Raw genomic sequence first — 19,332 nt, 5'->3', positions numbered from 1 at the left:
GTGCAAGTCCGACCGTTACCAGACGCATAAGCGCTCAGCCATGACTGAGCGTTTTCATGTTCACCGTGTTATGGCGGCCGCGCGCGGGAGATCTTCGGATCTGCCGGGGTTCTGGTAACTCGGTCTTGCACACCCGCGTACGGCTGCCACCTTATTCGTGTGCAAGCGAACGGTGTCGGCTCCTTGTCATTACCAGGAGTTTGACCATGAAAAAGCTCGTCCCCGATCCCCCCACGTCCTATCGCGATCCCGCCCTCAAGGCCGCCAACGCCACCCTGCGCGTGGCCCTGGCCCGGCAACCGCAGGACCCCGCGCTGTTCCAGCTTGCGACCCAGTCCAAACCCGTTTCCCCCGACTCGCTGTTCAGCGTGCGCGCAGGCGTCAGCGCCGAAGAGGCCCTGGTGCATGTGGCGCTGCTGCTCAAATGCGCCGAAGAGGTGTGCGATGAAATCACCCAGGAGGGCAGCGGCCTGGAGCGCGGGTTGATCTGGTCCATGGTGCATTCGGTGGAGATGGCCCGCGCGGTGGTGGAGGCCTTGCTCGACGGCCAGCGCGGGCCTTGAATCCGGGCATTTCCTGATACGTTTTTGTCGCCCCGGTCCGATTGACTGAGCCTGGTTCACGGCACAGTCTGTCGGACCTTTTTTGTCATTTCCCCGCAGGAGCTACCCCATGCCTTTCGCAACCATCGATGGACAACCGCTGCACTACCTTGACCAGGGCCAGGGGCCCGTGGTGTTCCTGGCCGGTAGTTATTTGTGGGACACCGGCATGTGGGCGCCGCAGATCGAGGCGTTGTCGGCGCAGTACCGGGTGATTGCCGTGGATCTGTGGGGCCATGGCCAGTCCGGTCCGCTGCCGGAAGGCACGGCGTCGCTGGACGATGTGGCGCGGCAGATGCTGGCCTTGCTCGACCATTTGCAGATCGAGCGCGTCACGCTGGTGGGCTTGTCGGTGGGTGGCATGTGGGGCGCTCGTCTGGCCCTGGCGGCGCCGCAGCGCATCGACGGCCTGGTGCTGATGGACACCTACCTGGGGGCCGAACCGGAGCCGACCCGGCAGTATTACTTTTCCCTGTTCCAGCAGATCGAGCATGCCGGGGGGATCTCTGAGCAACTGCTGGATATCGTGGTGCCGATCTTCTTCCGTCAGGGTATCGATCGGCAGTCGGCGCTGTATCAGGATTTTCGTGCCAGCCTCGCCGGACTGCCGACCGAGCGCCTGCGCCAGAGCGTGATCCCCATGGGACGCATCACCTTCAGCCGGGCGGATGTGCTGGATCAGCTGCCGCACCTGGATGGGCGCAACACCTTGCTGCTCTGTGGCGACCAGGACCAGCCGCGGCCGCTTGCTGAAACCATCGAAATGGCCGAGCGCATTGGCTGCCCTTATCAGCGGGTGCCCGAGGCGGGGCATATTTCCAGCCTTGAGAACCCGCAGTTCGTGACCCGGGTCCTGTTGGCGTTTTTACAGCGCGACGCTTGAAGCCCGATTCTCCGTCGTAGGAGCTGGCTTGCCAGCGAAGAGGCCCGCCAGCCGGGCGCCAGCCTGACGGACGCTTTCGCCGGCAAGCCGGCTCCTACGAGGGGGCGGGGTTATTTCGGACCGAGAATCTGCGTCAGTTTGCCCGGGGCCGGGGCGCCTTGCTGCTGTTGCAAGTCGCCCTTGTCGTCGAGGTAGAAGATCGCCGGAGTGGCCGACAGCTCCAGCTCTTCCATCAGCTTCATGTTGGCGTCGAGCTTGGCTTGCACCGCTGCTGGAATACTCGCCAGCGGCTTCAGGCTGCTGCCCTTGCCGGCTTTTTCATGCTCTTGCAGGGCCTGTTGCGGCTCCTTGGCGGCCAGCAGGGCGGCGGATTTGCCCGGGCTGTCTTCGCGGATGATGCCCACCATGATGTGCCGCAATTGCACCTTGCCGGCGTTCACCCAGGGCCGCGCCTGTTCCCAGAACATGTTGCAGTAGGGGCAGTTGGGGTCGCTGAACAGGTAGACGATGCGCGGCGCATCGGCCTTGCCGTCGGCGATCCAGTTGCTTTTGTCCAGGTTGCCCCAGACTTCCTTGGCCATCGGTGCGTAAACCAGCTTTTGCAGCGGTTCGGCGCTCAGGTCCTTGCCCTCGGCGTCGTACAGGTTGCCCAGCAGCACGTGCTTGCCGTCCGGCGTCAGGTACAGGGTCATGCCACGGTTCTGGTACTGCGCGGCGTAGCCCTTGAGGCCGTCCGGGGCGTCGAAGCGGCCGATGATCTTGGCGCCCTTTTCCTCGATCTTGCGGATCGGCGCGGGCAGTTCTTCGGCTTGCAGCAACGGCGCGTTGAGCAGGGCTGCGCCCAAGGACAGGCTCAGCAGGTGGCGGATGAAGGGCATGGCGGTTTCCTTGCAGGGGCGACCGGGGGCGGATGGACGTCGTCGAAGGTTTCCAGGGCGCGGGCCAGGCTGGCTTCCGAGAGTTCTCCCAGGTGACTGCTCAGCAGGCGGCCGTCGGCGCTGTAGAACAGTGTAGTGGGCAGGGCCATGGAGCCCACGGCCTGGCCCAGGCGGCCACTGCCGTCGAACAGCACGTTGTCCAGGTTGAGGTCCTGGGTGGCGAGGAAAGTGGCCACGCTTTGCATGCTTTCGGCCTGGTTGACGAACAGGAAGGTCAGGTCCGGACGTTGCTGCTGGGCGCGCTCCAGGACCGGCATTTCTCGCCGGCACGGCGGGCACCAGGTGGCCCAGAGGTTGATCACCAGCGGCCCGCCCTGGTAGTCGGTGAGTTGCACGGTGTCGCCGGCGGCATTGCGCAGGGCCACTTCCGGCAGGCGGGTGCCCTGGTCGTAGAGCGTCAGGGACAGGCTGGCCAGCAGCCAGAAGGCCAGGCCGCTGGCGACGCCGGCAGCCAGGGGACGGCGCAGCGGCGGGCGCTTCCAGCCCCAGGCCAGGGCCGCCAGGAGCATGATGATCACCCCCGGCCAGGCCAGGAAGCCACCGTCGCGCAGGTCGATGATCAGCCACAGGTCGTGCTGGTAGTGCTTCCAGTAAGCGATGACGAAGCAGACCCGCGCCGCAAGCATGCCCAGCAAGAACAGCATGAACAGCACTGATTCGGGGTTGTCGCCGCCACGCTTGGCCACCCGCCAGCCCACCAGGGTGGCCAGGGCCAGGGCGCTGATCAGCAGCAGGTGGTTGAGGGCGATGGCGAAGGTGCCGATGGTAAAGGTCAGCATCAACGGGCTTCCCGGGTCTGGGTCCAGCGTTGCAGGAAGGTGTTGGCATCCACTTCACCGGTGATGCGCTGGCTGCGGCGTTCGCTGCCGTCCGGGCCGATCCACAGCATGCTCGGTGGCCCCGGCACTTTGTAGCGGCCCAGCAGTTCGCGGCCGTCGGCGTTGTCCTGGGTCACGTCCAGGCGCAGCAGGCGCACGTCTGTCAGGGCGCTTTGGACCTGAGGCTGGCCGAATACGGTTTTCTCCATGATCTTGCAGGACACGCACCAGTCGGCGTAGTAGTCCAGCAGCACCCACTGGCCCTGGGCCTGGGCGCTGTCCAGGGCACGTTGCAGCTCGGCGGGAGACTTGATGGTGGTGAAGGCATCGTGGGCTGTGGTGCTGCCGGCCACGCTGCCACCGCTGTAGACCTTCAGCGGTCGCCACAGGTCATCACTGCCACCGGCGGCGCCCACCAGCAACACGCCGCCCCACAGGCCGAACAGCACCGCGGCGGCGCCGAACAGGTGCAGCAGGCGCCCGGCGATGGCCCGTTGCTGCCAGGCGCAGTAAGCCAGTACCAGGGCCAGGGCGCCCCACAGACCGATCCACAGGCTGGCGCCGAGCACCGGGCGCAACATATAGATAGCGGTACCCAGGAACAGGAAGCCGAACACGCCCTTGAGCAGGTTCATCCAGGGGCCGGGCTTGGGCAGGAAGCGGTTGCCCAGGGTCACCAGCAACAGCAGTGGCAGGCCGATGCCCAGGCCCAGGGCGAACAGTGCCAGGCCGCCGAACAGGGCATTGCCGGTCTGGGCGATGTACAGCAGGCCACCGGCCAGGGGCGCGGTCATGCATGGGCCCACCAGCAAGGCCGACAGTGCGCCGAGAGCGCCACAGCCGATCAGGCTGCCGCCCTGGCGCTGGCGGCTGGCGCCTTCCAGGCGGTCGCGCAGGAACGACGGCATTTGCAATTCAAAGAAACCGAACATCGGCAGGGCCAGCAGCACGAACAGCGCGGCGAAGCTGCCCAGTACCCAGGGCTGCTGCAGCCAGGCCTGCAGGTTGCTGCCCAGCAGGGCGGCGATCACCCCCATGCCGGCGTACACCAGGGCCATGCACAGTACGTAGCTGGAGGCCAGGGCCAGGCCCCGGCGTGGGCTGGCACCGCTGCCGACCACGATCCCCGCGAGGATCGGCAGCATCGGCAGTGAGCAAGGGGCAAAGGCCAGCAGCAGGCCGAAGCCGAAGAAGGCCAGCAGGCCCAGGCCCCAGGATTTTTCTTGCAGGTCGTTGGCCAGCCGTTGGTCCTGGGCCGTGCCGTTGACGGTTGCGGCGCTGTTGCCGGCGGCCGCTGCGGGGGCGCCGCCCAGGTTGACTTCAAGGGTCTGTGGCGGGTAGCACAGGCCGGCGTCGGCACAGCCTTGCCAGCCCAGCTTGACCTTGCCGCTGGCGGCGGCCGGCAGCTTTACTTCCAGGCCCTGGCGATACACCGTCTGTTCGCCGAAGAATTCGTCGCTGTGGTGTTCGCCGTCCGGCAGCGCCGGCTGATGCTCCTGGGCCAGGCCGTCGAACTTCAGGCGTTTCTGGTACAGGTAGTAGCCGTCGGCAATCTGCCAGAACAGTTGGGTTTCCCCGGAAGGCAGGCGCTCGGAGGTGAAGGTGAAGGCCTTGTCCACCGGCAGGAAGTCGGGCTTGACCTCGAACGGATTGTTGCCGGCTTCGGCCAGGGTGGTGAACAGCATAAACAGCAAGATGAGCAATCGACGCATGGTCAAGCCTTAAACCGGTGCAAGTGGGAAGCACAATGGCGGGTCCTGATTAACCGATGATTAACCATACTGGGTTGTGGCAGGGCGGCGGGCATAATGTCCGCTTAATCCGCTGCCTGCCTAATCAACGCCTTTATTACAGGACCGACCATGCACGTACTTGTCTGTGAAGATGATGAGCTGATCGCCAGCGGAATAGTCGCCGGCCTCACGGCCCAGGGCCTGACGGTCGAGCATGTGGCCTCTGCCTCAGCGGCACGGGCGATGCTCGGCGTGGCCGATTTCGACGTGATGGTACTGGACTTGGGCCTGCCGGATGAAGATGGTTTGAAGTTGCTCAAGCAACAGCGCCAGCAGGGCCTGGAGATTCCGGTGCTGATCCTCACCGCCCGCGACTCGGTGACCGACCGGGTCGACGGCCTACAGGCCGGGGCCGACGACTACCTGCTCAAGCCCTTCGACCTGCGGGAACTGGCGGCGCGCCTGCACACCCTGTTGCGCCGGGTGGCGGGGCGCAGCGTCAACCTGATCGAGCACGGGCGCCTGACCTACGACCCCAGTACCCGGGAAACCCGCCTGGGCGGCGAGCCGGTGGACCTGTCCCGGCGCGAGCAGGCGCTGCTTCAGGCCCTGCTGCACAACCGTGGCCGGGTGCTGTCCAGCGAGCAACTCAAGGACAGCGTCTACGGGTTCAACGATGAGCTGGAAAGCAACGCCCTCAACGTGCACATCCACCACCTGCGGCGCAAACTCGGCAATGGCATCGTCGAGACGGTGCGTGGCCTGGGTTATCGCCTGGGGCCGGCCGACGGCGCGGAGAAGTCGTAAGTGAAGAGCCTGCGCCTGCGCCTGAGCGTGACCCTGGGCGCCGCCTTCATCCTGATCTGGACCCTGGCCGCGGCCTGGATGCTCAGCGATCTGCGCAATCAGATGATGTTTTCCCTGGACCAGCGGCTGGTGGCGTCGGCGCGCATGGTCGCCGGCCTGCTGGAACAGATGCCGGCGCTGCCTTCGGACACCCATGCCCACCCCATTTCCAGCGCGGCCTTGACCATTCCCGGGGGCATGGCCTGTCAGGTCAGTTCCCTGCGCGGGCAGGTCCTGGCCCGCAGTCATAGCACCCCGGAACACACCCTGGAAGCCGAGAAACTGGGCTTTCATGACCAGATGATCGACGGCGCGCCCTGGCGCACCTTCACCCTGGTGCGCGGTGATCTGCGCATCACCACCGCTGACCGCCAAGTGGAGCGCGAGGCGCTGAACATGTCGGTGCTGCTGGCCGCCTCGGTGCCGGTGGGGGTGGCCCTGCTGGGCTGCCTGTGGCTGTTGTGGCTGGGCATCGGCCAGAGCCTGGCGCCGTTGAACCGGATTCGCGACGCGCTGATGCGCCGCAGCGCCGACTCCCTGGAGCCGTTGCAGATCCAGCCCATGCCCAGCGAACTGCGGCCGCTGGTGGACACCCAGAACCAGCTGTTCCAGCGCATCGCCAAGACCATCGAGCGCGAACGCCGCCTGACCGGCGACGCCGCCCATGAACTGCGCAGCCCGCTGACCGCGATCAAGACCCACCTGCAAGTGGCACGCATGACCGAGGGCGCGGCCCGGGATCAATCCCTGGCCCGGGCCGAGGAGGGCGCCGACCGCCTGCACCGGACCTTGGAGCAACTGCTGTTGCTGGCCCGGGTCGAGGGCAGCCTGTCGTTCGATGACGGCGTGCACTGCAACGCCGAGCAAGTGGTCCGCCTGGCGATCCAGGATGCTGCCGTGGGCGCCCGGCAGCGAGTCAAGGTGCACCTGGGGGAGCAGGCCGCCGAGGCACCGGTGGCCATGCCCTCGACCCTGGCGATTGCCGCCTTGCGCAACCTGCTGGACAACGCCCTGCGCCACACCCCGCAAGACTGTCCGGTGGAGTTGAACCTGGAGCTGGTGGCCGGTCGCCTGCGTTTCCACGTGCGCGACCATGGCCCGGGGATTGCCGAGCAAGACCTGCAGCACCTGACCCAGCGCTTCTGGCGCAACAGCCAGAGCACCGGGTGCGGATTGGGCCTGGCGATAGTCCAGGCGATTGTCCAGCGTTGTGGTTGCGAGCTGCGTTTCGACAGCCTTCCTGATGGCCTGCGGGTCGAACTGACCCTGCCTGCCCACCACGCCTGACCTATCACCGTCCTCTGTAGGAGCTGGCTTGCCAGCGAATAGGCCTTTGAGACCGCCTTTGCCAGCAAGCCGGCTCCTACGGGGCGGTATGTGCAATTTCCTCGCCCTGGAGTGTAAATCCCGACCTCGCTGGTGCGTTTCCAGAACAGGAAAACCTGCCCGTGCGCACCCTGCTTCGGCTGCGCGTTCGGCCGGTAGCCGTTTTGCTCAAATTGCAGCGCGAGGGTTCGAGACATGTCAGCCGTTACCAGCCTTATGGATGATCAGCCGGTGGCCCTTGCCGCCATCCCGGCCGAGACGCTTTACCAGTTCGACGAGTCGCCCCTGCTGGCCCGTCAAAGCCGCCAGGAATCCAATGCCCGCAGTTACCCTCGGCGCATCCCCCTGGCCTTGAAGCGCGCCAGTGGCATTCACGTCGAGGATGTCGAAGGCCGGCGTTTCATCGATTGCCTGGCCGGTGCCGGGACTCTGGCCCTGGGCCACAACCACCCGGTGGTGATCGCCGCGATCCGCCAGGTACTGGCCGATGAATTGCCGCTGTTGACCCTGGACCTGACCACACCGGTCAAGGACCAGTTCGTCCAGGATCTGTTCGGCCTGCTGCCCGAGGCCCTGGCCGCCGAGGCCAGGATCCAGTTCTGCGGCCCCACCGGCACCGACGCCGTGGAAGCCGCGCTGAAACTGGTACGCAGCGCCACCGGGCGCAGCACCGTGCTGTCGTTCCAGGGCGGTTACCACGGCATGAGCCAGGGCGCCCTGAGCCTGATGGGCAGCCTGGGGCCCAAGCGTCCGCTGGCGGGACTCTTGAACAACGGTGTGCAGTTCCTGCCGTTCCCCTACGACTATCGCTGCCCGTTCGGGCTCGGTGGCGCCGAGGGGGTCAAGGTCAACCTGCACTACCTGGAAAACCTGCTGAACGATCCGGAAGCCGGCGTGGCGCTGCCGGCGGCGGTGATCGTCGAGGCGGTACAGGGCGAGGGCGGGGTGATCCCGGCGGACCTGGACTGGCTGCGGGGCGTGCGGCGTATCACCGAAAAGGCCGGAGTGGCGCTGATCGTCGATGAAATCCAGAGCGGCTTCGGCCGTACCGGCAAGATGTTCGCCTTCGAGCATGCCGGGATCATTCCCGATGTGGTGGTGATGTCCAAGGCCATCGGCGGCAGCCTGCCGCTGGCGGTGATGGTCTATCGCGACTGGCTCGACACCTGGCAGCCCGGGGCTCACGCCGGCACCTTCCGTGGCAATCAGATGGCCATGGCCACCGGTTCCGCGGTGATGCGCTACCTCAAGGAGCAGCGGCTGCCCGAGCATGCGGCGGCCATGGGCGAGCGCTTGCGCGAGCATTTGCTGATCCTGCAGCGCGACTACCCGCAATTGGGCGATATCCGCGGCCGTGGCCTGATGCTCGGCGTGGAGCTGGTGGACCCGGCCGGCGCGCCGGATGCCCAGGGCCACCCGCCGCAACATGCGCGTCTGGCGCCACTGGTGCAGCGCGAATGCCTCAAGCGCGGCCTGATCCTTGAACTGGGCGGGCGCCATGGCAGCGTGGTGCGCTTCCTGCCGCCGCTGATCATCAGCGCGGCGCAGATCGATCAGGTGGCGGACATCTTCGGCAAGGCGGTGGCGGCGGCGGTGGCCGGGCTCTAATTTTTCGCGGCCCTGATTCGTTCCTTCTACACAACCGCCGCGCCTGGGGTGCGGCGTCCCTAATCAGCGATGGAGACAAGCAATGACTTCCGTATTCGACCGTGAGGACATCCTGTTCCAGGTGGTGGTCAACCACGAAGAGCAATACTCGATCTGGCCCGACTACAAAGCCGTGCCCCAGGGCTGGCGCACCGTTGGCAAGAGCGGCTTCAAGAAGGAGTGCCTGGCTTACATCGAGGAAGTCTGGACCGACATGCGGCCCTTGAGCCTGCGCCAGAAGATGGACCAGCAGGCGCTGGCCGGCTGATCTTCGGCAGCAGATCCGTAGCCGCGGCCCCAAGCAGAAAAAAAGCCCGCTGAGCCCTTGAGGCCAGCGGGCTTTTTAATGCCCGGCGCTCAGGCCGGGCGCTTGACGGCCTGCAGGGTGTAGCTCAGCGGCAGGCGCCATGGCGCTTCCTTGAGCCGCCATTCGCCGCGTTCATCCACCACCATCTGCCCGGGCAGGGCTTCCCAGGGAATGCTCTGGTGTTCCACCAGCCCGGTGATTTCCAGGCCCTGGGCCAGCAAGGCGCTGATGATTTCCCCGAGGCCGTGGTTCCATTCGTGGGTCACCGTGGCCTTGAGCGCGCTGTCGGTTTGCACGTAGGTGTTCTCGTCCTCCCAGACCAGCGGCTCGTGGCGTTCAAAGTAGGGGTATTCCACCCGTAGCGAGTCGCTGTGATCTTCATTGAGGGCCCAGAGCATGGGGTGCCCCTCGCGGATGAACAGCCGGCCACCGGGCTTGAGCAGGGCGCCGACGGTTTGTGCCCAGCGCTCGATGCTGGGCAGCCAGCACAGCGCGCCGATGCCGGTGTAGACCAGATCGAAGCTGCTCTTGGGCAGCACCTCGGCGGCCAGGAACACGTCCGACTCGTGGTAGTCGATGGGCGTATGGCAGCGCTGGGCCAGGGTCCGGGCTTGGGCCAGGGACGCCGGGGAGAAGTCCACGCCGCTCATCTGTGCGCCGAGGCGCGCCAGGGACAGGGTGTCGGTGCCTATATGGCATTGCAGATGCACGCCGCGCAGACCCTGGATATCGCCCAGCAGGGGGCGGTCGAACTGCACGACTTCGGAGAGAAACTGCGGGTCGTCGACGAAGCGCTGCACCGCATAATCCGCCGAGGCGGCGTGCAAGGGCGCGCGCTCGTCCCAATTGGTCTTGTTGAGTGTCAGGTATTCGCTCATGGCGTGGTTTTCCTGTCTGGGCATGTTTGCGATGCGCAGACTAGCACCGGGAAATGGCCGTGATCTTGAGGGAATATGTAAGCGCTGCCGCCGCCGAACAGGCGGCAGCGGCGACAGGGACCGGCTCAGCTTTTCGGCGCCAGGGCCTGGGTGACTTGTTGCAGGTTGCCTTCCAGTTCGCCGAGCGGGTCGGCGCTGTCGGTTTGCAGCACCAGCAACTGGCTGCCGCCGGCGCTGATGGCGGCCTTTAGTGCCTCGGACGGCTGACGATGGTGCAGCACCAGGGCCACGTCATGCTCCTTGAGTTGTGCCTGCAGCTTCTGCAGCGCTTCGGGCGTCCATTCGTTGTCGGCTCGGGCGTCGACGCCCACCAGTTCCAGGTTCAGGCCGCTGACCAGATAGCCGAAGTGCTCGGAAAGGCTCAGCACGCTGAGGTTGTCGGCCTCGGCCAGGCGCGTTTCGCTGGCGGCGCTGAGCTTGAGCAGGCGTTGCTTGAGCCCTGCCAGGTTGCTCTCGATCTGCGGCTTGGCCTCGGGGGCCAGCCGCGCGAGGTCCGCCGCCAGCACGTCGGCCATGCGTCCCAGGTTGTTGCTGGACAGCCAGGGCTGGGCATTGAGCCCGTCGCGCTGGCCCGGTTGCAGGGCCACCCCGGGCAGGGCGCCATCCACCGGGCGCGCGGCGTCGATCTCGACGATGCGGATGTTGCTGCGCCGGGCATTGGGGTACAGCGGGTCGTCCGGCCAGATCGAGCGCAGGCCGATCACCGCGTCGGCATTCAGTGCCAGCTGGCTCAGGGCCGGGGCGCCGCGCCCGGTGAAATAGGCGGTCTGTCGCGAGCCGGGCAGATTGGCCGGGGCCGCTCGCTCCAGCTTGATGGCCGTGCCTTGCAGCAGCAGTTGCCCGAGGCCGAAGGTCACCGGCAGCGAAGCCAACACCGTCAGCGGTTGTTGCGCGCTGGCGCTGTGCAGCGCGGTGTTGCCCATGCCGTGGCTGGCCACCACGCGCATCGGTTCGAAGTGGTCGCGCTCGGCCAGGGCCGGGCCGCTGATCAGGCCGCCGAGGGCCAGGGCCAGGCTCAGGCGACGCCATGACGAGTGAGGCAATGAACTGTGCATTTATCCGATATTCCCTTTCAGGCTGGGTACGGTGCCGCGGGCGATGGCGGCCAGGGCGAAGGCCACGCCGGCCACCAGGATGATGGCCGCGCCGGAAGGCACCGGCAGGTCGAAGACGATGGGCAGCAGGATGCCGCACAGGGTGCTGAGGGTGGCGATGCTCACCGAGATCCAGAAGAAGCCCTTGAGCGACTGGCTCAGCAGGCGCGCCGCGGCGGCCGGAATCACCAGCAACGCCCCCACCAGGATGGCACCGATGACCTTGACCGCCGCCACGGTAATCAGGGTCACCAGGATCACGAACAGGTAGTCCAGGGACTTCACCGCCACCCCGCGCACCGCCGCCAGCTGCGGGTTGAAGCTGGCCAGCATGATGCGGTTGTACAGCGGCAGGCTCAGGCCCAGCACCAGCGCGCCGACCACCAGCAGCACCAGCAGGTCGTTGCCGTTGACCGTGAGCACCGAGCCGAACAGCACGTTCTCCAGGATGTGCACGTTGATCTTGCCGGCCAGGATCAGCAGCAGGCTGGCGCCCAGGGCCAGGGACACCGAGAGGAACACCCCGATCAGGGTGTCCGGGGCCAGCCCGGTGCGGTTGCGCAGGTAGTTGAGGAGGATGCCGAACAGCAGGCAGTAGCCGAACAGGCTGCCGTAGGGGCCGGTATAGGGTTCGCCCAGCAGGATGCCGATGGCCACTCCGGTCAGCGCCGCGTGGCCCACGGCTTCGGAGAAGAAGGCGAAGCGCTTGACCACCACCAGGGTGCCCAGGCCGCCGAGCACCGGGCCGATCAGCAGGCCGGCCAGCAGGGCGTTGACCACAAAGCCGTAGGCCAGGGCCTCGGGCAGGTAGCCGGACGAGGCCCAGCCCTGGACCAGCAGGCGCAAGGATTCATAGCTCATCAGGCAGCGCTCCCGGCGGTTCGTGGATGGGTGGAGAACAGGCTGAGCAGGCGCTCCGGGGTCAGGGTCTGTTGCGCCGGGCCGTCGAACAGCACCTGGCGGTTGAGGCCGGTGACCCGGTCCGCCAGGCGGCCCACGGCTTCCAGGTCGTGTTCGATCCACAGCAGGGTGATGCCGCTCTGGCGCCAGTCCTGGAGCAGGCGTTCGAAGACCTGGATTCCGGCCTCGTCCAGGGCCGACATCGGTTCGTCCAGCACCAGCAGCTGCGGGGCCGGGATCAGGCCCTGGGCCAGCAGAACCCGCTGGCGCTCACCGCCGGACAGTGCGCCCATGCGCCGCTTGCGCTTGTCCTGCATGCCGACCCGTTCCAGGGCTTCGCCAATCGCCTGGGCGTAATGCCGGCTCAGGCCGAGGAAGGCCGGGCGGCGCTGGCACATGGCGGCCATGAAATCATCCACGGTCATCGGCAGGCCGCGGTCGAATTCCAGGGCCTGGGGCACGTAGCCGAGGGTGCCGGCGGCGCCGGGCCATTGCAGGCTCAACTGGCCCTGGTGCGGCATCTGCCCCAGCAGGGTCTTGATCAGCGAACTCTTGCCGCCGCCGTTGGGGCCCACCAGCGCATGCACGCTGCCGGGCTGCACCTTGAAGGTCACGCGGTCGAGGATGGTGGTCCGGCCCAGGGTCAGGCTGACCTGATCGAACTCGATGGCCGGACCGCGCCGCAGGGTTTCGATGGCGGTCATGCCCCGGCCTCCTGGATGGCCCGGACCACGGTGTCGAGGTTGCCCTGCATTTCCTTCTCGTATTTGTCGGCGCTGTAGTCGCCGTAGGAAATGTGCGACAGCGGGTAGAGCTTGACCCCGGATTCGCGCTGGATGGTTTCGACGTAGGTGGAGGGGAAGTCCATCTCCGAGAAGATCACCTTGACGTCCAGCTCGCGCAGTTGGTCGATGGTCTTCTTCAACTGGCTGGGGCTGGGCTCGATGCCGTGGGCCGGCTCCACCACCGCGGTGACTTGCAGGCCGAACTCGCGCAGCAGGTAGTCATAGGCGGCGTGCACCGTGGCCACCCGCAGGTCGGCATTGGGCGCCTGGGTCAGCTTGGCCAGGGCGTCGGCGCGCAACTGGCGCAGGCGCTTGCCGTAGGCCCGGGCGTTCTGGGTGTAGGTCTTGGCGTTGGCCGGGTCCAGCTTGCCCAACTCCCGGGCGATGTTGTTGACCTGGGCAATGGAGGCGCTGATGGAGAGGAAGGTATGCGGGTTGACCACCTTGCCGGCGCCACGGGCGGCGACCCCGGTGGCGGCCAGCAGCGGCACGTTTTCGTTGGCTTCGATCAGCGGTATGTCCGGGCGCTCGCTGGCGGCGATCATGCGGTCGGCGAAGTCATCGTGGCCCACGCCATTGAGGACGATCACGTCCAGGCTGCCGATGCGCTTGATGTCTTCGGCCCGAGGCTCGTAGGCGTGGGGGTTGAAACCGGCGGGAATCAAAGGCACCACCTCGGCCTTGTCGCCGACGATGTTCGCCACGTAGCTGTAGTAAGGATGCAGGGTGATGCCGATGCGCAGGCGTTTGGCCGGGTCGGCGCTGACCAGCGGGCTGAGCGTCAGGGCCAGCAGGCCGATCAGCAGCCCCCGCAGAAAGGGACGGCGTTGCGATGAAATGGGCATGGGCAAGCGTTCTTCTCTCGGAATGGGTTCAGTGGCGATGCTGGCGGGTCACTCCGGCATCGAATTGCGCGACCACCTGTTGCCAGCCGGTGGCGGCCAGAGTTGTGTCGCTGAGATCGACAGGCACCGTGACGGACGGGGCGCGGTTGAGCCAGATGTCCACCTTGGCCGGGTCCTCGGTGTCCAGGCGCATCAGGAAGGAACCGGCCACTTGCGGGTTCTGGCTCAGGCCCAGGTAGGCCTGGTCCTGCAGTTGCCAGGCGTGGCCGCCACGGCTGACCGAACTGGCGTCCTGGGCGAAGGGGGCGAAACCTTCCGCAGCCAGTGCCTCGGGGGTTGGTAGGCGCTGGTTTTCGGCGCGCAGCAGGTGGATCTCGTCAAGGGTCACCCGCAGGTCGGCGTAGATCCCTTGCTCGCCGGCGCTGAGGTCGCGCCGGGCATCCAGCTGGTGGCTGGCGACGCTGTGCGTCTCGGTCCTCTCGCCGCGCCACAGCACCACGCTGGCGGCCACACTCAGAATCAGCGCGCACAACAACAGCACGTAGAGGGTTTCGTGGCCGGCGCCGGCGGGGCGCACGACCTGGGTGGTGGCTGGGTTCATGGGGTCTCGATGTCCGCCTGGTCGATTTCCACCACGTGGCCGGGGCCGGCATCGAACAGCACGTAGAACTCGCTGGAGGGCTTCTTGAAGGTCAGGGTCGAATCGCTGCCGAGCTTGCCCGGTACCAGGATGGTTTCGTCGTAGCCGATCACGTCCAGGGTCACCCCCGGCGCGCCGCTGCCGTCGGAAAAACCGCCGGTGCAGCGGATCTGCTCGGCGTCGATGGCCTTGCACTCGCACATCGGGTTGTGGGCCTGGGCGCTGTGGCTGAAGGCGCCGGCCAGCAGCGACAGGGCCAGGGCGCCGAGGCGCCGGGAGGGTACTGCGCGGATCATCGTGTGCCTCCTTGTTTTTCGAGCCAGGCCACGGTGGCGGGCGAGGCCTGGCTCAGGGGAATGGATGCCTGGTGCATGCTGCCGTCCCAGCCTTCCATGGTGATCCACAGCTCGGCGTCGGCTTGGGTCTTTTCCGCAATCGGCAGGCTGGCGCCCATGCGGTACGGGCTGCCGAAGAAGATCACCCCGGCGGCCCGCAGGCTGCGGGGCTTGCCGATGCGCAGGTAGGTGGCCTTGACCGGTTCGATACAGGCCGCGCAGAGGGCGGCGTTGAAGTCTTTCAGGTAGCCGGCGGCACCTTGCAGTTGCGGTGCCTGGTCGCGCATTTCGGCCAGGCGCAGGCTCCAGGGACCGACCTGGATTTCACCGATCTCGCGCTCGCCCAGGCCGCTGTCGCCGCGAAACAACGAGGCATCGGCCAGGTACTTGGGCATGAAGCCCAGGGGAATCAGTAGCAGCAGGATGTTCAGGTGGAAGCGCCACTTGTGCCAGAGCCGGCCCAATGTCGAGGTGGAATCAGCGGTTGCCGGGGTGGCTTTGCTCACGGTTGGACCTCCGAGGTTTCGGCGCGCATGGCGGGGACGGGCCTGGCGGCAGGGCGCGGGCGAGCAGCCTTTTCCTCACGCTTGAGGGCGTTGGCGGTGGCCAGGGCGGTGCGCTTGGTCCAGATCAGCAGGCCACTGAGGACCATCATGCTCAGTACCAGGCCGAAGAAGAACCAGATCAGCTTGACCCAGATCCCGCCAAAATCACCGGTATGCAGCGGGCGCATGGATTCGGTGACGAACTCCAGGGCATTGCGGTCCCCCAGCAGGTGCGCGGTATCCAGAGTGCCGGTGTAGGGATTGATGTTGGCGGTCTGGTACATCAGCGGATACCAGCCGCGGCCACCGACATACAGGTGGCTGTAGGCATTGCTGGGCAGGCTGACGAAGCTGATGTCGAACCCGGGGATGCGCGAGGTGGCGGTGCTGATGGCCTGGTCCAGGCCGATCATGGGCGGCGGGTTGCCATCGGCGGAGTTCGGCACCTGCTCGCGGGCGATGACCGGCACGATGGGTTCGCTGGAAATGCTGATCTGGTTGTCCCCCAGGATTGCCCGGATCAGGAACCAGATGCCGGTGATGGAAATCACCGCGATGAACCAGATCGACCAGATGCCGCTCAGGCGGTGCAGGTCGCCCCAGAAAATCCGCGCGCCATGACGGATGCGCAAGGTGGGCTTGAGGAAGCCCTTCCAGAACTTCTTGTAGACCACCAGGCCGGTGATCAGCGAAGCGAGCATCGGCAAGCCGAGCAGCGACACCAGGTACCAGCCCCAGCTGTAGCCGTTGGTGAAAGGCACCAGCCACCAGCCGTGCAGGGCGCGGGTGAAGGCTTTGAAATCGAACGCCGGGCTGACCCCCTGGATCACGCCGGTATAGGGGTTGACGTAGACCGTCACGTTGCGGCCATCGGGGTAGCTGACATCGACACTCAGGGCGAAATGGCTTTCGTCCGGGGTCACGATGGTTTCGATGCGGGTCGTGGGTTCGGCCTGCTTGATGGCCGCCACCACCTGGTCGTAGCTCAAGGGCCGGGCGTCATCGGAGGGCTTGCTGGCGCGCACGTCGGGATTGGCCAGCCAGACGATCTCCTGGCTGACCACCGCCAGGGTGCCGGTGACGCAGACGATCAGCACGAAAAACCAGATGGGCAGGGCCAGCCAGCTGTGCACCAGAAACCAGATTTTTGAACGGGACTTCTTCGACATTGAATGGGCGTCTTGATTCGAGGAATGGAGCAGCACTGGACCCTTCGGCCGCTTCCGGGGCAGAACACCCGAGGCATAGCCATGGCCAACGCGGCCTGCTGCATTCAATTAAGACGAATGAGAATCGTAAATCCTGAAAGGCGATATGAAAGTAAATGTTACGAAGCAGCAAAAGCCGCGGTTTAAGCGGTCTGGCCAATGCCGCTGTAGGAGCGGGCTTGCCCGCGAACTGAACCGCGAGGGCGCCTTCGCCGGCAAGCCGGCTCCTGCGAGGGGGCGGATTGCAGGGGCTGGGTCAGCCGGCCTGTTGCTGGAACATTTCCCGCGCCCGCCGAGCGATTTCCTCGGCACTCAGGTCTTCCTTGCGGCTGGCCAGGAACCACACATGGCCGAACGGGTCGCGCAGGCTGCCGCTGCGGTCGCCGTAGAACTGGTCCTTGACCGCCGACACCTCGGTGGCGCCGGCGGCAAGCGCCCGGGCGAAGCTGCGGTCGACGTCTTCCACATAAAGATGCAGCCCGACCGAGGTCTTGTGGGTGTCCGGGCTGTCCATCGGGGTTTGTTCGCAGGGGCTGCCGAGCATGATGGCCGAGCCGCCGATGCGCAGTTCGGCATGGCCGACGCTGCCGTCGGGCATGTCCAGGCGCATGCTTTCCTCGGCGCCGAAGGCCTGCTTGTAGAACTCGATGGCCAGGGCGGCGCGCTTGATGCCCAGGTACGGCGTGACGCCGCTGAAGCCTTCGGGAATGGCTTTGACGCTCATCTGGGTTTCTCCTTGATATTGTTTTGGGCAAATCGGTCCGTCGCCGGATCGAGCAGGTTTCACTCTATACCCGGGGTCCCTCGGCCCCGGTGTGGGCCGACGAGGTGTCGTCCAGGCAACAGCATTTCACTGTTGGCCCAGCAACAGCCCACCAGCAATTTGTCCGCTGGCCCGCTGGGCAATCCCTCCACAGAGGCCGGTAAACCCTTGAATTCACAGGCCCGATCTTTCGGCACAGAAGCTGCAGCGGCTGCCCGGAACCTTCATCCGCCCGAGAGCGCTGTATGTCTTCTTTGCCTGAATCCGCCTTTTATCCCCTGCATACCCCCGCCGCCCATGTGATCCGCGATGGCGCCGAGGCCCTGGCCGTGGCCCGGCAAGTGGCGGCTGTCCTGCTGGAGCAGGACGCCGAACGCGACCGCAGCCGCCAGGTGCCGGCGGAGTTGCTCGACCTGTACTCCAACAGTGGCCTGTGGGGCATCAGCGTGCCGCGGGAGTACGGCGGCGCCCAGGTGTCCTACGCGGTGCTGGCGCAGGTGATCGCGATCATTTCCGCCGCCGATCCGTCCCTGGGGCAGATTCCGCAGAACCATTACTGCCTGCTGGAAGACATCCGCCTGCAGGGCACCCCGGAGCAGCAGGCGCACTTTTTCGCCCTGGCCCTGCAAGGCCATCGCTTTGCCAATGCGCTGTCGGAAACCGGCGGCAAGCACGTGCAGGACATCCAGGCCACCGTGCGCCGCAGCGCTGATGCTTATGTGATCAACGGCCGCAAGGGCTACTGCACCGGCTCGCTGTATGCCCACTGGCTGGCGGTGCTGGCCCTGGATGAACAGGGCCACGGTCAACTGGCCTTCGTGCCCCGGGGCAGCGCGGGGCTGGCGGTGATCGACGACTGGGACAGCATCGGCCAGCGCACCACCTCCAGCGGCACCGTGCTGGCGGAAAACCTGCGGGTGCCGGCTTTCAACCTGTTCCCCACTTACCGTTCCTATGAAAGCCCGACCCTGGCCGGGCCCTTCGCCCAGCTGACCACGGCGGCCATCGATGCCGGGATTGCCCGGGCGGCGCTGCGCGACACCATCGCCTTTGTTCGTCAGCACGCCCGGCCGTGGATCGACGCCGGGGTGGAAAACGCCAGCGAAGACCCGCTTACCATCATTCAGGTAGGTGCCCTGGACATTCGCCTGGAGGCCGCTGAAGCCCTGCTGGAACGGGCCGGCCTGGCCCTGGACGCGGCGCGTCCGGCGCCGGATGAAGACAATGTGGCCCAGGCGTCCCTGGCGGTGGCCAAGGCCAAGGTGCTGACCACCGAGATCGCCATCGAGGCCAGCAACAAGCTGTTCGAACTGGGCGGCACCCGCTCGACCCTCAAGCGCCACAACTTCGACCGCCACTGGCGCAATGCCCGGGTCCACACCCTGCACGACCCGGTGCGCTGGAAGTACCACGTGGTGGGCAACTGGCTGCTCAACGGCATCAAGCCGCCGCGTCACGACTGGTCCTGACGCCATGGCCGAATGGTTCAAGCACATCTACTGGGCTGATATCGCCCAGGCCTGTCTCGACACCCTGAGCATGCTCGGTGCGGCCCTGGGCTTCACCGTGCTGCTGGGGCTGCCCCTGGGCGTGCTGCTGTTTCTCACCGGCAAGCGCCAGTTGCATGAGGCCGTGGGCCTGTATCGGTTGCTGTCGGTGATCGTCAACGTGCTGCGCTCCTTGCCCTTCATCATCCTGCTGATCGTGCTGATTCCCCTGACCACCCTGCTGGTGGGCACCTCCCTCGGGGTGCCGGGGACCATCCCGCCGCTGGTGGTGGGCTGCACGCCGTTCTTTGCCCGGCTGGTGGAAACCGCCCTGCGGGAAGTCGACCACGGGGTGGTGGAAGCGACCCAGGCCATGGGCGGCAGCACCTGGCAGATCATCCGCCACACCCTGTTGCCCGAAGCCCGGGGCGGCCTGCTGGCGGCGGTCACGGTGACCGCCATCGTGCTGGTGGACTACACCGCCATGGCCGGGGTGATCGGTGGCGGCGGCCTTGGCGACCTGGCGATCCGTTACGGCTACCAGCGCTTCCAGACCGACGTGATGCTGGTCACCGTGATCCTCCTGCTGGTGCTGGTGCAGGCCCTGCAGATGACCGGCGACCGCCTGGTGGCGCACTACAGCCGACGTTGATCCGACGTATTCACAACCTGAAAAAAACCGGCCTCACGTG

Annotated in this window: 21 protein-coding genes; 8 read left to right on the top strand and 13 right to left on the bottom strand. The window is 66.3% G+C overall.

Annotated elements, in window-relative coordinates; all coding sequences use genetic code 11:
- Positions 1–206: 206 nt before the first annotated feature.
- Together DNK59_RS23685 and DNK59_RS23680 are read left to right on the top strand one after the other, a co-directional pair.
- Positions 207–563 (top strand): DUF6124 family protein, encoded by a 357-nt coding sequence (locus tag DNK59_RS23685; RefSeq protein WP_110724843.1) that lies wholly within the window; start codon positions 207–209, stop codon positions 561–563.
- A gap of 109 nt (positions 564–672) precedes the next feature.
- A complete protein-coding gene (locus DNK59_RS23680; protein WP_110724842.1) occupies positions 673–1,485 on the top strand; it encodes an alpha/beta fold hydrolase in 813 nt (270 codons plus the stop codon).
- A 110-nt stretch (positions 1,486–1,595) separates the two neighbouring features.
- Here DNK59_RS23680 and dsbG read toward each other — a convergent pair whose 3' ends face one another.
- Genes dsbG through dsbD form a run of 3 tightly spaced genes read right to left on the bottom strand, consistent with a single transcriptional unit; the run spans position 1,596 to position 4,953 of the window.
- On the bottom strand, positions 1,596–2,363 hold the full coding sequence (gene dsbG / locus DNK59_RS23675; RefSeq protein WP_110724841.1) for a thiol:disulfide interchange protein DsbG: 768 nt from the start codon (positions 2,361–2,363) through the stop codon (positions 1,596–1,598).
- Positions 2,339–3,202 carry a TlpA disulfide reductase family protein gene (locus tag DNK59_RS23670; protein ID WP_110724840.1) on the bottom strand — a complete coding sequence of 288 codons (864 nt, stop codon included), beginning with the start codon at positions 3,200–3,202 and terminating at the stop codon, positions 2,339–2,341. The genes dsbG and DNK59_RS23670 overlap by 25 nt, the downstream gene beginning before the upstream one ends.
- Positions 3,202–4,953 carry a protein-disulfide reductase DsbD gene (gene dsbD, locus DNK59_RS23665; RefSeq protein WP_110724839.1) on the bottom strand — a complete coding sequence of 584 codons (1,752 nt, stop codon included), beginning with the start codon at positions 4,951–4,953 and terminating at the stop codon, positions 3,202–3,204. The genes DNK59_RS23670 and dsbD overlap by 1 nt, the downstream gene beginning before the upstream one ends.
- A 150-nt stretch (positions 4,954–5,103) precedes the next feature.
- Here dsbD and DNK59_RS23660 point away from each other — a divergent pair, with 150 nt between their 5' ends.
- The 4 genes from DNK59_RS23660 to DNK59_RS23645 all read left to right on the top strand — a co-directional run bounded on the left by DNK59_RS23660 (position 5,104) and on the right by DNK59_RS23645 (position 9,061).
- A complete protein-coding gene (locus DNK59_RS23660; RefSeq protein WP_047305489.1) occupies positions 5,104–5,781 on the top strand; it encodes a response regulator in 678 nt (225 codons plus the stop codon).
- Positions 5,782–7,107 carry a sensor histidine kinase gene (locus DNK59_RS23655; protein ID WP_110724838.1) on the top strand — a complete coding sequence of 442 codons (1,326 nt, stop codon included), beginning with the start codon at positions 5,782–5,784 and terminating at the stop codon, positions 7,105–7,107. It begins immediately after the preceding gene.
- Between the two features lie 234 nt (positions 7,108–7,341).
- Entirely contained in the window at positions 7,342–8,754 is a 1,413-nt protein-coding gene (locus tag DNK59_RS23650; protein WP_110724837.1) for an aspartate aminotransferase family protein, read from the top strand.
- 82 nt (positions 8,755–8,836) lie between these two features.
- The gene (locus DNK59_RS23645; protein ID WP_110724836.1) at positions 8,837–9,061 is read left to right on the top strand and encodes an MbtH family protein; all 225 of its coding nucleotides are present in this window, start codon (positions 8,837–8,839) and stop codon (positions 9,059–9,061) included.
- Between the two features lie 89 nt (positions 9,062–9,150).
- Here DNK59_RS23645 and DNK59_RS23640 read toward each other — a convergent pair whose 3' ends face one another.
- The 10 genes from DNK59_RS23640 to DNK59_RS23595 form a co-directional block, all read right to left on the bottom strand.
- Positions 9,151–9,978, bottom strand: coding sequence for a bifunctional 2-polyprenyl-6-hydroxyphenol methylase/3-demethylubiquinol 3-O-methyltransferase UbiG (locus DNK59_RS23640; RefSeq protein WP_110724835.1), 828 nt, complete (start codon positions 9,976–9,978; stop codon positions 9,151–9,153).
- Between the two features lie 125 nt (positions 9,979–10,103).
- Positions 10,104–11,093: a metal ABC transporter solute-binding protein, Zn/Mn family gene (locus tag DNK59_RS23635; protein WP_110724834.1), complete on the bottom strand. Its 990-nt coding sequence runs from the start codon at positions 11,091–11,093 to the stop codon at positions 10,104–10,106.
- Positions 11,094–11,993, bottom strand: a complete 900-nt coding sequence (locus tag DNK59_RS23630) for a metal ABC transporter permease (RefSeq protein ID WP_092312346.1) — start codon at positions 11,991–11,993, stop codon at positions 11,094–11,096.
- A complete protein-coding gene (locus DNK59_RS23625) occupies positions 11,993–12,736 on the bottom strand; it encodes a metal ABC transporter ATP-binding protein (RefSeq protein WP_110724833.1) in 744 nt (247 codons plus the stop codon). Before DNK59_RS23625 ends, DNK59_RS23630 begins: the two co-directional genes overlap by 1 nt.
- Positions 12,733–13,662 carry a metal ABC transporter substrate-binding protein gene (locus DNK59_RS23620; protein ID WP_092312352.1) on the bottom strand — a complete coding sequence of 310 codons (930 nt, stop codon included), beginning with the start codon at positions 13,660–13,662 and terminating at the stop codon, positions 12,733–12,735. Before DNK59_RS23620 ends, DNK59_RS23625 begins: the two co-directional genes overlap by 4 nt.
- A 28-nt stretch (positions 13,663–13,690) precedes the next feature.
- Positions 13,691–14,263: a DUF6162 family protein gene (locus DNK59_RS23615; protein WP_110724832.1), complete on the bottom strand. Its 573-nt coding sequence runs from the start codon at positions 14,261–14,263 to the stop codon at positions 13,691–13,693.
- On the bottom strand, positions 14,260–14,598 hold the full coding sequence (locus DNK59_RS23610) for a hypothetical protein (protein ID WP_110724831.1): 339 nt from the start codon (positions 14,596–14,598) through the stop codon (positions 14,260–14,262). Before DNK59_RS23610 ends, DNK59_RS23615 begins: the two co-directional genes overlap by 4 nt.
- The gene (locus tag DNK59_RS23605; RefSeq protein WP_092312361.1) at positions 14,595–15,143 is read right to left on the bottom strand and encodes a thiamine pyrophosphate-binding protein; all 549 of its coding nucleotides are present in this window, start codon (positions 15,141–15,143) and stop codon (positions 14,595–14,597) included. The genes DNK59_RS23610 and DNK59_RS23605 overlap by 4 nt, the downstream gene beginning before the upstream one ends.
- Positions 15,140–16,351: a PepSY domain-containing protein gene (locus DNK59_RS23600; RefSeq protein WP_092312364.1), complete on the bottom strand. Its 1,212-nt coding sequence runs from the start codon at positions 16,349–16,351 to the stop codon at positions 15,140–15,142. The genes DNK59_RS23605 and DNK59_RS23600 overlap by 4 nt, the downstream gene beginning before the upstream one ends.
- A gap of 295 nt (positions 16,352–16,646) precedes the next feature.
- Positions 16,647–17,114 (bottom strand): VOC family protein, encoded by a 468-nt coding sequence (locus DNK59_RS23595; RefSeq protein ID WP_092312367.1) that lies wholly within the window; start codon positions 17,112–17,114, stop codon positions 16,647–16,649.
- Positions 17,115–17,398: 284 nt separating this feature from the next.
- Here DNK59_RS23595 and DNK59_RS23590 point away from each other — a divergent pair, with 284 nt between their 5' ends.
- Both DNK59_RS23590 and DNK59_RS23585 read left to right on the top strand, forming a co-directional pair.
- On the top strand, positions 17,399–18,622 hold the full coding sequence (locus DNK59_RS23590; protein WP_110724830.1) for an SfnB family sulfur acquisition oxidoreductase: 1,224 nt from the start codon (positions 17,399–17,401) through the stop codon (positions 18,620–18,622).
- A gap of 4 nt (positions 18,623–18,626) precedes the next feature.
- The gene (locus DNK59_RS23585; RefSeq protein WP_092312373.1) at positions 18,627–19,292 is read left to right on the top strand and encodes a methionine ABC transporter permease; all 666 of its coding nucleotides are present in this window, start codon (positions 18,627–18,629) and stop codon (positions 19,290–19,292) included.
- Positions 19,293–19,332 lie beyond the last annotated feature (40 nt).

Origin of the sequence: Pseudomonas sp. TKO26 (genome assembly GCF_003225665.1) — a bacterium.
Classification (GTDB): Bacteria; Pseudomonadota; Gammaproteobacteria; order Pseudomonadales; family Pseudomonadaceae; genus Aquipseudomonas; species Aquipseudomonas saponiphila.
Note: the sequence above shows the minus strand (reverse complement) of the source record. Positions and strands in the feature narration are given on the sequence as shown.